Raw genomic sequence first — 15,762 nt, forward strand, 5'->3', positions numbered from 1 at the left:
CGCACTCGAAGGATCACGCGATGGCCGTCTCTGTTTCACGGCCGCCACGCTTGTGACCAGGTCAAACTCGTACACCACTCCCGTGGACGCAACCCTCTCGGAGCCCGGTGTGAGCCGTGTACGAGTCTCGTCTACTCATCTCATACTCGCAGGTACGGCGCTCCTACCCATGTATGCGGCGCATGCCCGCGGCTGACATTCTCCTGTCCGTTCAGCATTCCAGCACGTCACGCCGCATTTCTTCCGCAGGGAGCTCCCTGCCTGGCAACCAGCACCTCAGTGATCAGTGCCTGCTCCCACGGACCTGTCGGATTGTCGGCCAGCAGCGGCTTCCTCAGCGCTTCCACGAGGGTGCGCAACCGATCACCGAGTACGCCGGGCGAGCTGTACGAGTTGGAGAGCTGCAGCCGAGCAGCCCCTCTACGTCCACACCAGCCGCCGCAAGGTCTGCGCCGCGCTCGTGAACGCCGTCGTCGCGCTGGGCCACGCTCACCCCGGAGGCCTCGACCGGCTCGCACCGCGCCGCTGAAACCTCGCGCCGAAAAGCGCGACCCGGGGGGAATGGACCAAGGTGTCTACGAAACGGAGAGCATCTCCGCTCGGGTTGGGATGTACCCCCTCTCCCTGGTCCGGGCGGTCCGATGGTTATCTGGGGTTGTCAAGCGACCTGGCTGGTCAGCCGCGTGAAAGTCTGTCAGGCACGTCAGACAAGTGGAGCTCAGCATGCCGAGCATGGTGAGCTCCGGCGTGAAGGCATTCGAACGTGTGGAGAGCGATCGATCAGCGTTGATCTCGCTGCCTGTCGAAAGTTACGACTGCAGCTTGACTTGATCAGGTGCGGATGTGAGGGCGGCGACGGTGAGCGTCAGGTGCTGGGTCAGTACCTCGGTGGCGGTGTCGGCGTCACGGGCCAGCGCCGCTTCTTCCAGGCGGCGGTGTTCCGCGGCGCCGTCGCGGTCGGGTGTGCGCTGCGCCGACCAGCGGCGGGCCAGCTCGCCGGCCGTCCATAGCCGGTCGAAGGTGTCCAGCAGCACGGGGTTGCCGCACCCGTCCAGCAGGGTCCGGTGGAAGACGCGGTGTGCCTCCGACCACGCGATGGTGTAGTACTCGCCTTCCTCCGGCTCGTACGGCGGTGTGCGGGTCAGGCGGTGGTGGGCCGCGCGCACCCGTGCCTCCCAGTCGAGGTCGCCGCGCTCGATCGCCAGGCGCAGCATGACCGGCTCGATCGTACGGCGGGCCTCGGTGATCTGTTGCCACCGCCGGTCGGAGAAGTCGGGGACGGCGAAGCCGCGGTTGGGCAGCCGCACCGCGATGCCCTCGCCCACCAGTCGCACCAGGGCCTCGCGGACGACGGCCAGGCTGACCTGGTGCTGCTGGGCCAGTTGCTGCGGCTTGAGCGCCTCACCCGGGGCGTGCTCGCCCCTCATGATCGCTTCCTGAAGCCGGGTGTGAACGCGCTCGGAGAGCATCTGTTTCGTCGAGGGGTCGGCCGTCCGCATCATGCCCTCAGGATAGACCATCTGCCAAATAATCGATTATTCGTGTTACAGTCGATGATATGCGAACGGCGCCCCCCGATGGCGCTGCTCACGTCTGCCGCCCCATCGGCCGACACCCTCACCATTTGTTCGAAGGACCAGACATGAACAACCCCTTTGCCCGCCTGCCCCAGGTGCCCTCCTTCACCGTCACCAGCACCACGCTGGCCGACGGTGCCCCCTGGCCCGCCGAGCAGATGTCCGCAAGCCTCCCGGGAGGCAAGGACATCTCGCCACAGCTGTCGTGGAGCGGCGCCCCCGAGGGGACGAAGAGCTACGCCGTCACGGTGTACGACCCGGACGCGCCGACCGGCTCCGGGTTCTGGCACTGGGCCGTGGCCGACATCCCCGCCACCGTCACCGAACTGCCCGAAGGCGCGGGCGACGACACCGGAACCGGCCTCCCCGACGGCGCGTACCAGCTTCCCAACGATGCCGGGGTGGCGCGTTACCTCGGCGCGGCCCCGCCCGTGGGGCACGGCCCCCACCGCTACTTCGTCGTGGTGCACGCCCTCGACACCGAGACCATCGGCGTCCCGGCCGCTGCCACCCCCGCCTACCTCGGCTTCACCATCGCCGGTCACCTCCTCGGCCGCGCGGTCCTGACCGCCACCGCCGAGACCCCATGACCGTGACCCCGATCGAGCTCTCCGCGTCCGGCATCCATCTGTCCCGGGGCGGCAGGATCCACGCCGGCGCCCGGCCGGCGGACGCCGGGCGCGATGGCTGGCACCTGAAGGCATTCCACGCCAGGACCGGCTCCGACGTCCACGCCGACCACTGGCACGTGAACACCGAGGCCGACGAGATCGTGTCCTGCGTCATCGGCAAGATCCGCCTCTACCTGCGTCCACAACGGTCGGGACGGCAAGGGGAAGGTGAGGAGGAGATCAGGCTGACGGCCGGCACCGCCGCCATCGTCCCGCGCGGACGGTGGCACCGGATCCAGCTCGACATCCCCAGCACCATCATGACCATCACGGCGTCATGTGGCGGCCGTTCGGAGAGCCGCGCCGACCCCCTCTGACGGCGCCTGCTCTCCGATGGCGCGCTTTCTGGTGACCGACGCCCTCCAACGGCACGCGCTCCTAGCTTCGCTTACGCGGCCGAGCAGGGAGCCTCGACGGAAACGGCCACCGCGCGACGACGCTCGGAGGACGCTGAGCATGGAACGACTCAAGCGATACCTCGAACGGGTTCCGGACGCCTCCCACTTCCCGACCCTGCCCGAGATCGAAGATCGGCTGCGGCGGATCCACGCGCGACACCCGGAGACGACGGCACTCGAGGTCATCGGCACCTCTCGTGCCGGGCTGCCGCTCACCATGCTCTCCGTGAGCGCAGGGGCCGCACGCGGTGACCGGCACGCCGTGGTCACCGGCATGCCCCACCCCAATGAGCCCACCGGCACGTTGGGAGCCCTGGCCCTTGGCGAACTTCTTGCCGAGGATCCGTCGCTGGTAAAGGAACTGGGCCTGGTCTGGCATCTCGTGCCGTGTGCGGACCCCGACGGCGCCGCTCTCAACTACGGCTGGTACGCCGGCCCCTACACCCGCCGCCACTACGCCGAGCACATCTACCGCCCCCCGTTCCCCGAGCAGTACGAGTGGACGTTCTCCCGGCCCGACCTCGACCCGCCCGGCCTCGACCCGATCCCAGAGTCGGCGGCCGTCGCCGCCGTCATCGACAACTTGCGGCCGACGTTGCTGATCACCATGCACAACGGCGAGACCGGCGGTCTCTTCGCGTATGTCACCCAGGATCTGCCCGGCCTGGTCGAAGGGCTCGGAGAGACCGGTGAGGCAACAGGGTTGCCCATTCACGGGGGCCGTCCCGAACTCGACGTCCACGTCCTTGGCCGAGGACTCTTCCAGATGTCGGATCCAGCGGGCGGCATGCTGTCGAGCACCGAGTACGCCCTGGCATACGGCACCGTGGGCGTCGTCCAGGAGCCACCGATGTGGGTCCATGCCGCCATGGCCGACGACGCTCTCAGCGATCAAACCCTCCGCCAGGTCCACGACGCCGCCCAGGCAGCCAGAGCCGATCTGGCCGTTCGCATGGCCGGCTGGGTCGCCGCCGTTCGGGCCCACCACGACCTCGACACCCCTCGCGGCCGGGGGGTGCTGGAGCAACTGCGTTCCCTGAACGCCGGTCCCGAGCCCGGCCTGGAGTCGGCCGACCAGCAGTGCACCCTGGCCTACGCACGATCAGTGGCCGAGGACGTGCTGCTCGACACCCTGCGCTGCACGGGACATCTGACAGCGTTTCTCCGAGACGAGTCGAAGAGGTCGCCGTTGACTCCGGAGGTCGCCGGCGTCCTGGCCGAGGTGTCGAACACCCTTGCTGCATCGGCTGAGCGGGCGAGCGAACTCACCTTCGTCGGACTCGGACCCGCCGTCCGGGCTCACGTCGGCATGGCGCTGACCACTGCGAGTCTGTTGTGAGCGACCGCCCGCATCGCACCAGGTGAACCGCCGGACGAGCGCCTTTCGATGGTGTTCGTCTCACAGCCTCCCCGTGGGCCGCCATGTGGCCCACACCATCGTCGTGATGCACCGCATCCGATCGTGGAGACTGGACCGACTGCGGAACTGATCCGTGCGCCTCGTCATCGCTCAAGGCGCACCTTGCTTGAGGCGGTGCCCCGACTGAATGATTGACCTGCGTCAGCTCCAGGTGCTGCGCGCCATCGCGGTGAACGGCTCTCTGGCGGGGGCGGCACGGCAGCTCCGGTTCGGCCAGCCCACGATCAGCTACCACCTAGAGGCCCTGGAATCCCACCTCGGTGCGCGGCTGGTCGAACGGAGCCCTGCCGGTGCCGTCCTGACCGACATCGGCGCGATGGTGCTGGAGCACGCGGCCGGGGTGCTCGACCGGATCGCCGTGGTGGAGTCGGAGGTGCAGGCCCGTCTGGCCCATGGCCTGGCCACTCTGCGTGTCGGCGCCTTCACCACGGCCGCCACGAAACTACTCCCACGCCCGCTGCGGCGAGCGACCGAGGGCAGCGGGGTCCGGGTCGAACTGACCGAGGCCGAGCCCCTTGAGCTGCTTACACGGGTCAGGTCCAGGTCGCTGCACTGCGCGCTGATCTACGACGTCGCAGGTGTCACACCGCGCTACGGATCGGATCTGTACGTGGAGAAACTGTTCGACGATCCCTTCCGCCTGCTGCTGCCCGTGGAGTACGCCCCCGCCGGGCCTGTCGATCTCGGGCAGTTCGCCGAGGAGGGCTGGATCATCTCCGCCGGCGGCTACGACCCAAGCGACCAAACACTCTTCGCCACCTGTCAATTGCTCGGCTTCCGCCCTCGCATCGTGCTTCGTACGGACAACTACAGCGTGATCCACGGATTCGTGGCCGCCGGTGGCACGGTCGCGTTGGTGCCCGAGCTCGCGCTGGAGCAGGGACACGACGTCGTCGCCCGGGAGACGGCGCAGGACATCGGCGCGCGCAGCGTCCTGTTCGTCACCCCTGCCGGCCCGCAGCCGCCCCTCGTCGAACGGCTTCGTACGCAGCTCCATAGCCACTATGGAGCCGCTACCTAGAACCGGGGCATTCCGACCGTGTCGCCTGACTGCGACGATGGGCGACATGACCCGTTACGGCGCCATGTACGGCCCTGACCTCACGTTCCTCGGCGTGCCTGCCTGTGATCTTGACGAGCCCGAAACCTGGAGCGATGCCCGGGTCGTCATCCTGGGTGCTCCATACGACGGCGGCACCTCCTACCGGGCAGGCGCCCGATTCGGTCCCGGTGCCATCCGCCAGGCATGCTACCTCGGGCACGATGGCACCCGCCCCTCTCTGGCCCTGGGCGTGGACGGCCTGCTCGACCTCAAGGTCAAGGACGCCGGAGATGTGGAGATGTTCAGCGGTGACGCGCACGGTGCCCACGCGGCCTTGGAGCGGGCCGTGAACATCGTCTCGGCGGCCGGGAAGATTCCACTCGTACTGGGCGGTGATCACTCTATCGCCCTGCCGAACGTCACGGGCGTCGCCCGCGCAGTCGGCTGGGGCGGGGTCTCGATCATGCATTTCGACGCCCATGCCGACACCGGAGACAGTTCCTTCGGCTCGCTCATCGGCCACGGGCAGCCGATGCGCCGCCTCATCGAGTCCGGTGCCGCCAGGGGCGACAGATTTCTGCAGATCGGGCTGCGCGGCTACTGGCCCGGGCCCGAGACGCTCACCTGGATGGCCGAACAGCGGATGCGCTCCTACGAGATGACCGAGCTCGTCGAGCGTGGCCTGAACACCTGCCTCGACGAGGCATCGCAGATTGCCGTCGACGGTTGTGATGGCGTGTATCTGTCGATCGATGTCGACGTGGTCGACCCTGGAATGGCCCCGGGCACCGGAACCCCCGAGCCTGGCGGACTGACCTCACGCGAACTGCTGGACGCCGTACGACGGCTTGCCTACGAGTTGCCCATCGTCGGTGTCGAGGTGGTCGAGGTCGCTCCTGGCCACGATCAATCCGACATCACCGCCATGCTCGGCAGCCGGATCGTGCTGGAAGCGCTGTCCGGTCTCGCCCGCCGGCAGGCAGAGAAGAACGGCGGGCTCGAGCCATGGGATCGCAGCCAGCCGTTGCTCGACAGCTACTGAAGCACGAAGGCGCCCGACAGGCCGAGCGCTCTGACATCAGAGCGCGATCAAATGCGTGGCGGTCAGAACCGCCGCCAGGATGTCCCGCACTGGATCCACGCCGCTGCCCCGACCGGCCGGCACGGTGAAGGGCCTTGGCAAAGGCTGGGCGCAGGAATTAGCGCGAGCGACCTGGGGCTTGTTCGCCTGTTAGTGGTCTGTGACGTGATGGCCCCGACTTTCTACAGCCCCGGCCAGCCGCCACTGGGTTGATCAGTGGGAGCGGCGGCGGGGCGCCAGGATCTCGGTGACCTTGGCGATGACCTCAGGTCCGGGTTTGACGTGCGCATGGCGGTGCGGGGGTTCTTGTGCCGGGTCTTGCCCATGATGAGCTGCAGCGGCACTTCGGCGTCGCCGAGGTGGGTGGCGGCGCTGTGGCGCAGCTGGTGCAGATCGAGGCCGGCGTACTTCTCCAGCAGGACGCGGGCGCGGTCGTAGCCCAGGCGGGCGCGACCGGTGTGCGGGCAGATATCGCCAGCCGCCGGCCGGCGGGCGGGGACGGGGCGCGTTGGGCCAGGAACAGCGGACCGTCGTGCGCGTGCTGCCGTCCGGGAGCCGGAGAAGCCGCGGCAGCCGCTCGGCGATCAACTGCCAGGCCGCGTCCAGCGCCCGTACTCGTCCGGCCAGGTGCTCGGCCACCGGCTCAAGGCTCGGCCCGTGCAGGACGCCCTCCTGGACCGCCTCCCACTGCGCGCCGTCCAGCAGGCGCGCCCGCGGGTCGGCCCAGGAAGAGCAACTGGAGGACGACTGGCGCTGCCTGCCCATGCTGCTGGCTGGCCGGTCTGGCGTGAACGACACGAACTTTGCACATTACGCCGCATGCTTGGTTCGAGTCCGGGACGGCTCCGCGCCGGCCGGGGTGGGGGGCCAGGGCGATCCCGCGAGTCAAGATGGTCACGCGTACCTGGCATGATGGCGGCCCAGGAAGATCTTCGGAAGGCTTGATGTGAAGAAGACGCTGTCCATCGCCGTTGCGGGCCTGCTCGTGATCGGCCTTGCCCCTGCCGCGCACGCCGTGTCCACGGCGCAGGTGAGCGCGCGCGATGTCTACGCCGGCTACGCCCAGCTCTCCGCCCAAGAGACCGAGGGCAGGGACTATCGCCGCGTCCAGCGCGTCCCCCGCGGAGCGCGGGTGGCGCACATCGCCATCCACGGCGGCGCCATCGAGGCGCCCACGTCGCAGCTCGCCGACCAGGCTGCAGGCCGCAGGCACGCCTACTACTCGTTCGAGGGCATCAAAGCCTCCGGCAACAGCGCTCTGCACATCACCGCCACGCACTTCGACGAACCCAAGGCGCTCGCGGTGGTGGCGGGCGTCGACTACACCATCTCCTGGCACGCCGCCGCAGGCACCGGCGCCACCACTTACGTCGGTGGACGAGACACGGCATTGATCAAGAAGGTGAAGGCCGAGCTACGCGCCGCCGGGTTCCCCGTCGCGGCGTCCGTGCCCACGGAGATCGGCGGCACGAGCACCCGCAACATCGCGAACAGGAACCGCAGAGGCATGGGAGTGCAGCTGGAGATCAGCCGGGGCCAGCGGGAGCGGTTCTTCGACGGCGGCAAGCTGACTCGCGCCTGGGTTGAGAACCCCGCCAACCGTACGAACGCCTTCTACCGCTACGTCGCGGCCGTCAACCGTGCCCTTGGCTGAGCGGCACGGATCTTCTTGCCACGGTCCTCGCGCGGCGGCGTGTACGACATGCGCAGATATGAGCAGATCACGTCCACGATCGTCTGCCGCAGCGCCGGGGTGTCCTGGGCCAGGCGCTCCAGCGCGTACAGACCGGCCAACCGGACGGGGGCCTGAGCGTTGCCGAGCTGCTCGGCGGCCTTGGTGTAGAGCTCGGTGACCCGGCGTTCGGCAGCGTCGTGCGTGGTGTGCGCGGCGGCAAGCTCCTGGTGGCGCTGACGGCGCACGCCAGCCGGTCCTGCTCGTGACCCAGACCGCGAACATGCGATCTCTGAAACTCGCCGCCCTCGTGAACCTCTCGTCCGCCACGTTCGGTTGTTCGATGAAGGCGATGGGCCCGCCCGACAAAGCCGTGCGTCGCGGCCACTTCCTCGGCTGTGGGGTCGGGCACGGAGATGAGCAGCTCCACGTCCGACGGGTCAGTCTCCAGGACATCGCTTCCGGCAACTGCGGGCGCATCGGATCGTAGAGCTGCCCGAGCGTGGGGCGGAAGGTCATGGCCACCGCAGGTAGTCTCCTCGGTCACGGGCACTGGGGTGCGGCAGTCCCGCGGCTGCCGTCGTCATCGCACATCGTCATCGCACATCGGTCATCGGTCATCGTGCGGCGTCACTGTGGCGGCCATCTTCACGGCCACGGGCCTCGTTCTTGTCTCCGGCGGACTGGGCACGGCGATCGAACGCATCACGAGCGGTGTCGCTACCGGGATTCCTGGCTGCCGCGGACTGGATGCGGGCCGCGGCGTCCCTGCCCATTAGCATGCTCTTGCCCATGCCCGCTGATCTACCCCGACCACCGCTACCGGAACGAGGAAGATGATCAAAGCCTTCGACAAGGCCTGCCGAAGAGCACGATCGCGCGACAGCGAGCATCATGGCCCACCGAGCCTGCTGCTGCGGGGCTTGCCGGAGAATGCGGAGGCAGCGCCGAGTCCGGCAGGACGCCGACCGCCGGGTTGAGGCCGCCAGGGCGGACGCCCGCGACGCCTGGGCCCAGGTGTCCGAGGCGAACGCGCCCGGGGCACGGCCGAGCAGGCCCGCGACGACGCCCTGGGCGAGCGGGAGCAGGCCCAGGCCGAGCAGCACCGGACGTCCGCCGCGGCGCCGGCCACCCAGGCGGCCGGGGCCGGGCGCCGCTCGGCGGCTGGCCGGGCGAAGAAGGCCAGCCCGACGCTGCTGGACGCCGGAGCGCCCGGGGCGCCCGGTCCGGGCCGGGCCACTAGCTCGGTCACGGTGTCGTCCCAGGGGCGGACTGGTCATCTGGATGCTCACGCGCAGGCGCGGTGGCGCGGTCGTAGGCGGCGCCGAGGGCGCGCAGCACGGCGTCTCAGTCCAACGGGGCGCGCGCATCGGTGCGTGCAGCTCCCTCTTCACCGCGATGCTGTCGCCGGTGAGCTCCATGTCAAGCAGGTCGCGCGGGCCGCCGTAGCTGTCGCCGTGCTCGTCGGCGGTCAGCAGCTCGGCGGTGATGCGGGTGGTCAGGCTGTCGCTGAGCGCGGTGCGGTTGTCGCGAGCGGCGGCGCGGTCAGCGGCCGGCGTGAGCACGGGCACGCCGGTGGCCAGCAGCGCACGGGCACGGGAGGCGGCGGTGGAGTCGCTGACCTGGCCCAGCCCCTCCATCAGCGCCGCGTGGTCGCCGGACCGGTCAGCAGTGTTGAGCAGGAACGCCAGAGCTTTGGCCAGTTGCCAGGCGATCTCGGCGTACGGGTCGGCCTGGTTCATCGGCTGCGACAGTGCGCCGTACAGCGCCTCGCTCAGGGGACGCAGCTCGGGCAGCGCTGCGTGAAACTGGGCCGGGAACAGCGGCTGGGCCGGGCGCGGGGGTCGAGCTGGTCATGACGGCTCCGAGGGGGCGGTGGGGGCGCTGGTGATCGTGCGGGGCAGTTGGCCGGAGGTGTAGGGGTACTTCTTACGCAACGCTGCAAACCGGGCCTTGGCCTGGGCTGCGGTTACGGCGGCGGGACGGGCAGGCTGTGGCTCAGCAGCTCGGCGATCTGTTCCCAGGTGCGGCCGCGAGCGCGGGCGGCGTGCAACACGATCAGTTCGCGCTGCTCGGCGGCGCAGCCACTGGTGGCTGCCCCTGGGCGGCGCCCACCGCGCGCTGGCCGACAGCCGGGATGCCACCCGAACAGGTCGAAGCCTGGCTCCGGGACGTCCTGCGCACCCATGGCTGGCAGCCGGCACCACCGGAGGTGTGGCTGCCTTTGCTTCCCTTCCGATCAGGCCGCTACCGCCCCATCCGCGTCCTGCCACTCCGTGCAGTCCAAGGGCCTCCCTCCGCTGGGCGCGGCTGACCAGACGCTGTCCGCCCGGGCGGAACGCCTGCGGCCGGCCGCTGCCCTGTGCTGTCACGGGCTGACGCTCGCAAGCTGCAGGTCGGTGCCGCCCCTTTCCCCAGCCGATCACTGGCGCAGACATCGATCAGCGGGCTCAGCAGCGGCCACGTCTATGTCATGGCCGCTGCTGAGCGAGAAGGTGGTCACCATCCGGCCGCCCTGGTCCGGGCGGTCCACCAGCTCACCCTGATATCCAGGAACCGTGCAAGCTGCTGAACCTGCCCGAACCGAAGGTCACCCCGCCCCGCCGTCGGCGCCGAAGGGGGCGGATCAACGTCAGATCTGACGTGATATCGGAGCTGCCGCTCCTCCCGCCGCCGCGCACGTTCCGCACGTCTGGCCTGGCACCGTTCACGACGGTCCTGGCGCCTGGCCTTCCGATGCTCGCGGCGTGCCGCCACCACCGCCCGGCGGTGCTCAAGCCACCTCTCCAAGGAGTTGTGCCGGAATACGGCAGAAACGGGTCGTAGGCTTGATCAATCTGGATCACTTCGCAGTTGCCGCAACCGCACGGTGCCGTCCCTGCTGCCGGTGGCCAGGATCTTCCCGTCCGGGCTGAACGCCACCGACAAGACCCAGTCGGTGTGGCCGGTGAGGGGGCGGCCGATGGAGGTGCGGGTGGCCACGTCCCACAACCGGACGGTGTGGTCGCTGCTGCCGGTGGCCAGGATCTTGCCATCGGGGCTGAACGCCACCGAATCGACGCCTTCGGTGTGGCCGGTGAGGGGGCGGCCGATGGGGGTTCGAGTGGCCATGTCCCACAACCGGACGGTGTGGTCACTGCTGCCGGTGGCCAGGATCTTGCCATCGGGGCTGAACGCCAGCGCGGCGACCCAGTCGGTGTGGCCGGTGAGGGGGCGGCCGATGGAGGTGCGGGTGGCCACGTCCCACAGCCGCACGGTGTCGTCATCGTCGGCGGCCAGGATCTTGCCGTCCGGGCTGAACGCGACCGAGGTGACGGTGCCCGTCGGGTTGTTGCGGGCCGCGAGGGGGCGGCCGATGGAGGTGCGGGTGGCCACGTCCCACAGCCGCACGCTGTTGTCTTCGTCGGCGGCCAGGATCTTGCCGTCCGGACTGAACGCCAGCGCGGAGACCGGGGCGGGCGGGCTGTTGAGCGTGAGGGGGCGGCCGATGGAGGTGTTGGTGGCTACGTCCCACAACCGCACGGTGTTGTCATAGCTGCCGGTGGCCAGGGTTCTGCCGTCGGGGCTGAACGCCACCGCGGAGACATCGTCGGTGTGGCCGGTGAGGGGCGTGCCGAGGAGGGTGCGGGTGGCTACGTCCCACAACTGTGCGGTGTCGTCTCCGCCGGTGGCCAGAATCTTGCCGTCGGGGCTGAACGCCACCGAGTGGGCGATGCCGTTGTGGCCGGCGAGGCGCTGGCCGAGGAGGGTGGCGGTGTCTTCCCGGGTGAAGGTGTAGTAGGCGGCCGACAGGGCGGCGGCCAGGCCTGCGACGCCCAGCCCGGTGAGCAGGCGGCGGCGGGACAGGACCTGGTGCACCTGATCTCGTGTTGCGGATACCGGTGCGGACGCGAGGGGCAGGGTCGGCGGAGGCGCCTGGGTGGTGGGGGCGGCTAAGCCGGTTTCGATGGCCTGGCGCATGGCCGCGGCATCCCGGTGGCGCTGTTGGGGGTCTTTGGCCAGCGCGGTCGCCAGTATCTCGTCCCAGAAGGGGGCCGAGGCCGGGCTCAGTTGGGAGGGCGGCTGCGGGGTCTTGTGGATGTGCTGGAAGAGCACGACGGCGGGTGAGTGCCCGGTAAAGGGCGGCCGACCGGTGAGCAGCTCATACAACACGCATCCGGTGGAGTACAGATCCGAGCGGGCGTCGGCGGGCTTGCCGTCGGCCTGCTCGGGCGACATGTAGGACGGGGTGCCGATCTGTATTCCGGTGGCGGTCAGTCGGGTGGCCGTCTCCGACATGAACTTGGCGATCCCGAAGTCCATCACCTTCACCCGCACCCGGCCGCCGACGCGGTGGACCATGATGTTGGCGGGCTTGATGTCGCGGTGCACCACCTCCCGGCCGTGACTGTGCTCCAACGCCTCCAGGACCGCCGCCACGATCTGCCCGGCCTCGTCCGGGGACGGTGGCGCCTGGCGCAGCAGATCGGCCAGTGTCCCGCCCTCCACCAGCTCCATCACCAGATACGGAACCGGATCCCCGTCACCGATGTCCTCACCGCTGTCCTCACCGACGTCGTAGACGGTCGCGATGTGGGGATGCGACAAGCCCGCCGCCGCCCGCGCCTCCCGGCGGAACCGGGCCCGGAAGTCCTCATCGCGCAGCATCTGCGCGGGCAGCACCTTGACCGCCACCATCCGCTCCAGCTCCCGGTCACGCGCCCGGTACACCACCCCCATACCGCCGCGCCCTAACGGTTCCAGCAGCTCATACCGTCCCGACAGCACTCTCACCACACCACTCCGATCCCGCCACCCCTCTGATCAACACCAAAACTACGGGCCAGAGCGCAGGCTGACGTCTCGGCCACCTCGGCGACTCCGCCACCTACGCAGCACTCGCGTAACGCTGACCAGCAGTTGTGCCACCCCGCGGCCCGGTCCCGCCCTATTCCGGTGGCATCCCTTCAAGAGCTGCCTTCGATCCCTGCTGCCGGTCGGCATGGTTGCCTTGGCCATCCTGGTTAGGACGACCCCAACGCGCAGAGGAGCGGCCCTGCGGCGGAGACTATCTGCTGCCAGAGGGCAGCCTCTGGCCCAAAGTTGATCACTGCGTGCGCCTTCTTCTTCTGAACCGGAAAGGCAAGGCGGCCGATGCCCCTGCGGCGCTCCTCCATGGCGGCACACCAGCCAGCCCTGCCCAAGGCATATGTGAGGAAGAAGTGCTGTTACTGGCGTACAAGCGGAGACGCTGGAAGTGCTTCAGCCCTGCCGGGCGCAGGGGGCGAGAACGCCGTGGTGAGGAACGCGCTCACCGCCATGAGAAGCGCACGCGACGCGCCAGGGGTCCACGTCACCGCTCGCCACCGTGGTGGCGTGGGGCGGGTCGCCTTGGGCTGGAGTCGCACGCCGTCATCCTGGGCGCCCGGTACGACGGACGCAGTGGTAACGGTCAAGGAGCATCTCGGAACCCGCACATGCGTGCAATCACGTCCTGACCAGTTTGAGGGAGCATTCCCTCGAGCGTCCAAGGGCTCAGAGATCGCCGAGGAGGCCCAATGGCTGATCAGCGTGTGGAAGGCGGGGAGGCGGCTGGAGAGGCGGCCTGACGTGGTGGAGGTGTTGCGCGCGCGGTGACGGAGGTGTTCGCCCCGCAGTACGTGGCGATCGTCATGCCGCCGGCGGCTGGACTGCTCGCTGAGGGGTGGCGGGGGCTGGGTGGGGGGCCGCGGCGTTGTGCGCGGTCGGGGTGCGGCGGGGCCGCCTGGATTCGATTCACCTGGTGGAGCGGGCGTCGCGGAAGGGCCGATGGCGGCAGGGTTCGCCGCCGTGGTGGTCGGGCTGGCCGTGCTCGCGGTGTTGGACGCTCCTGGGGTGGTGACGGCGTCGGTGGCCGTGATGCTGGCGTGGGTGCTGGTGATGGGGCCGATCACCCTGTGGTGGAAGATCAGCTTCCACACGGGGGTGTCGGCGGGTACCGCCGTGGTGCTCGCGCATGTGCTGCCGGGGCCAATAGCGATCACGGTGCGGCCGAGCGCGCGGGGCCGCCGCGCCACGGCCAGAGCGCGCCGCCGGCTACGGCCCGCCGCCGCGAACACCAAGGTCGGCATGTCCAGCGGGCGGGCCAGCACCTCGACATGTTCCCACTCCTGGAGGTCCTGCGCCGCGGCGAGCACCCCGGCTGCCTCGACGAGTTCGGCGGCGGCGAACTGGGCACTGCCGTATCCGGGACCGCTGCCCAGTGCCAGCATCACCGGTGCGCCGGCCACCTGATCGGCCACCCGGGCGCAGTTGTGCCGTACCAGGTCGGTGGTCGCCGCCACGGCGTCGGCCACTGCTGCGAGCTCGGCACCCACGGTGTCGGCTGCGCTGTCGGCGAGGTGGCCTCGGGCTCGGCCGATCTCGATCGCGACCACGTACAGGGGCAGGAGGCTGGCCTGGAAGGTGCGGATCCCAGGGCATGGCAGCAATCCGGTCAAGGGAAGCACCAGCGCGTGCTGCGCGGCCCGCGCCACGGCGCTGTCCGGGGTCGAGGTGACGGCCAGTGTCCACACGCCGTGCTGGGCGGCGCGCGTGAGCACGTCGACAACCCGGGCGTTGCCACCCGACGCCGAGACCCCCACCACCAGCGTGTGCACTCCCGCTCGGCGCTCCCACGGGGTGCCGTACTCCAGCAGGCGCAGCGTGCTCACAGGTTCGCACGCCACCCCGCCCAAGGTATGGAAGGCCATCTCGGTGGCCAGCGCCGCGTGCAGAGAGTCGCCGTTACCGGTCACGACCACCCGCGTCAGGCCGTCCCAGCTCGGCCCTCTCGCCCGTCGCCGTGCGGCGTCCGCGACCACGGGGTAGCAGGCGCGCAGGTCCTCGCTCAGCGCGGCGACCTGGCGGGGTATCTCTGCCAGCGTGTAGCGAGAGGTCACCGTTATGCCTGCCTTCCCGTGGTGGCCGACGGTCACCGTGGCCAGGGTCGCCTTCCGTCCTGGTTATCCCACCTACCGCTGGGCGGAGCGCACGATGTCCACGTACGACGCCACCTTGTCCTTGTCGATCATGCCGCCCCAGCCTCCGTTCTCCAGGCAGGTTCCGACGAACGCCGCGTCCGCGCCATCGGCCGATCCCAGGAGACGGGCGGCGTTGTCGTGGTGGGTGTGCCCGGCCAGGACGACCGGAAGCCGCGGGCACGCCGCACGGACTGCGGCGATCATGCCCATGGTGATGTCGTCGTCGCGGTGGCACAGGGAGACCGCGTCCGCGCCTGCCTGCCGGGCCGTCGCGGCGACCTCGGCCACCGTCTTGCCGCCGCCGAACCAGGAGAAGTGCATCGACGCGACTTCGGCGATCAGTGCGATCCCTTGCGCGCCAATCTTGTTCCGGTAATCCGCCACCGCGAGCGGGTCGCCCTGCACCAGGCCGCCCGCTGTCATGGTCGCCCCGACCAGCGCGCCGACCCGGGTGAAGTGCCCGCCCGCGACCTGCGTCACCGCCAGCGACGCCTGCACGGCGTTGCGCATCAGCTGGGCCCCGACCTGGAATCCCGGCCCGGCCGTCTCCACGACGGCCCGGGTGATGAGAGCCATGGCCGCGATCCGCGCTGGATCGGAGTCTGTCCCTGTGGCGTACACCCGGTCCACCGTCTGGATCAGGCATCCGTTCGCGCCGCCTTCCACGAGCGCACGCGCGGAGGCGACGGCGCGCTCCACGATCGGCTCGACACCGCCCCCGTCATAGAAGGGGGTGCCGGGCAGCGGCGGCAGATGGATCATGCCCAGCACCAGCTTGCCGCGTCCTAGCCACGACACTCCGTCCGAACCTGGCATGGCCACCGCTTCCGCCTCGGGACCGCCTGCGAAGGCGCTCGACGCCAAGATCTCCGGCCCCTCTCACCATGACACCGTTCCAGCCGATCGCCCACCCCCGTACCG

Annotated in this window: 12 protein-coding genes; 6 read left to right on the top strand and 6 right to left on the bottom strand. The window is 69.7% G+C overall.

All coding sequences use genetic code 11. The features are described 5' to 3' along the window. Positions 1 to 809: 809 nt before the first annotated feature. Positions 810 to 1,520: a GntR family transcriptional regulator gene (locus ACFYUV_RS50115; protein ID WP_387683003.1), complete on the bottom strand. Its 711-nt coding sequence runs from the start codon at positions 1,518 to 1,520 to the stop codon at positions 810 to 812. Positions 1,521 to 1,642: 122 nt separating this feature from the next. On the opposite strand from ACFYUV_RS50115, the gene ACFYUV_RS50120 reads away from it, so the two are divergent. The 6 genes from ACFYUV_RS50120 (at position 1,643) to ACFYUV_RS50145 (ending at position 7,843) form a co-directional block, all read left to right on the top strand. Beyond that, positions 1,643 to 2,167: a YbhB/YbcL family Raf kinase inhibitor-like protein gene (locus tag ACFYUV_RS50120; RefSeq protein WP_387683005.1), complete on the top strand. Its 525-nt coding sequence runs from the start codon at positions 1,643 to 1,645 to the stop codon at positions 2,165 to 2,167. Further along, a complete protein-coding gene (locus ACFYUV_RS50125; RefSeq protein ID WP_387683007.1) occupies positions 2,164 to 2,565 on the top strand; it encodes a cupin in 402 nt (133 codons plus the stop codon). Before ACFYUV_RS50120 ends, ACFYUV_RS50125 begins: the two co-directional genes overlap by 4 nt. Before the next feature lie 139 nt (positions 2,566 to 2,704). After that, entirely contained in the window at positions 2,705 to 3,985 is a 1,281-nt protein-coding gene (locus ACFYUV_RS50130; RefSeq protein WP_387683009.1) for a M14 family zinc carboxypeptidase, read from the top strand. A 208-nt stretch (positions 3,986 to 4,193) separates the two neighbouring features. Continuing rightward, positions 4,194 to 5,087, top strand: a complete 894-nt coding sequence (locus tag ACFYUV_RS50135; protein WP_387683011.1) for a LysR family transcriptional regulator — start codon at positions 4,194 to 4,196, stop codon at positions 5,085 to 5,087. Between the two features lie 37 nt (positions 5,088 to 5,124). Continuing rightward, on the top strand, positions 5,125 to 6,150 hold the full coding sequence (gene speB, locus ACFYUV_RS50140) for an agmatinase (protein WP_387683013.1): 1,026 nt from the start codon (positions 5,125 to 5,127) through the stop codon (positions 6,148 to 6,150). A 985-nt stretch (positions 6,151 to 7,135) separates the two neighbouring features. Further along, entirely contained in the window at positions 7,136 to 7,843 is a 708-nt protein-coding gene (locus ACFYUV_RS50145) for a poly-gamma-glutamate hydrolase family protein (protein WP_387683015.1), read from the top strand. Here the strand turns inward: ACFYUV_RS50145 and ACFYUV_RS50150 are convergent. The 5 genes from ACFYUV_RS50150 to ACFYUV_RS50170 all read right to left on the bottom strand — a co-directional run bounded on the left by ACFYUV_RS50150 (position 7,810) and on the right by ACFYUV_RS50170 (position 15,705). Further along, a complete protein-coding gene (locus ACFYUV_RS50150; protein ID WP_387683017.1) occupies positions 7,810 to 8,109 on the bottom strand; it encodes a hypothetical protein in 300 nt (99 codons plus the stop codon). The genes ACFYUV_RS50145 and ACFYUV_RS50150 overlap by 34 nt on opposite strands. Before the next feature lie 369 nt (positions 8,110 to 8,478). Then, positions 8,479 to 9,603, bottom strand: a complete 1,125-nt coding sequence (locus tag ACFYUV_RS50155; protein ID WP_387683019.1) for a hypothetical protein — start codon at positions 9,601 to 9,603, stop codon at positions 8,479 to 8,481. Positions 9,604 to 10,693: 1,090 nt separating this feature from the next. Then, positions 10,694 to 12,637 carry a protein kinase gene (locus tag ACFYUV_RS50160; protein WP_387683021.1) on the bottom strand — a complete coding sequence of 648 codons (1,944 nt, stop codon included), beginning with the start codon at positions 12,635 to 12,637 and terminating at the stop codon, positions 10,694 to 10,696. 431 nt (positions 12,638 to 13,068) lie between these two features. Beyond that, positions 13,069 to 14,796 (bottom strand): SIS domain-containing protein, encoded by a 1,728-nt coding sequence (locus ACFYUV_RS50165; protein WP_387683023.1) that lies wholly within the window; start codon positions 14,794 to 14,796, stop codon positions 13,069 to 13,071. 36 nt (positions 14,797 to 14,832) lie between these two features. After that, positions 14,833 to 15,705 (bottom strand): BtpA/SgcQ family protein, encoded by an 873-nt coding sequence (locus tag ACFYUV_RS50170; protein WP_387683024.1) that lies wholly within the window; start codon positions 15,703 to 15,705, stop codon positions 14,833 to 14,835. Positions 15,706 to 15,762 lie beyond the last annotated feature (57 nt).

The sequence above is a fragment of the Nonomuraea sp. NPDC003560 genome (assembly GCF_042878785.1).
In the GTDB taxonomy this organism is placed as follows: domain Bacteria; phylum Actinomycetota; class Actinomycetes; order Streptosporangiales; family Streptosporangiaceae; genus Nonomuraea.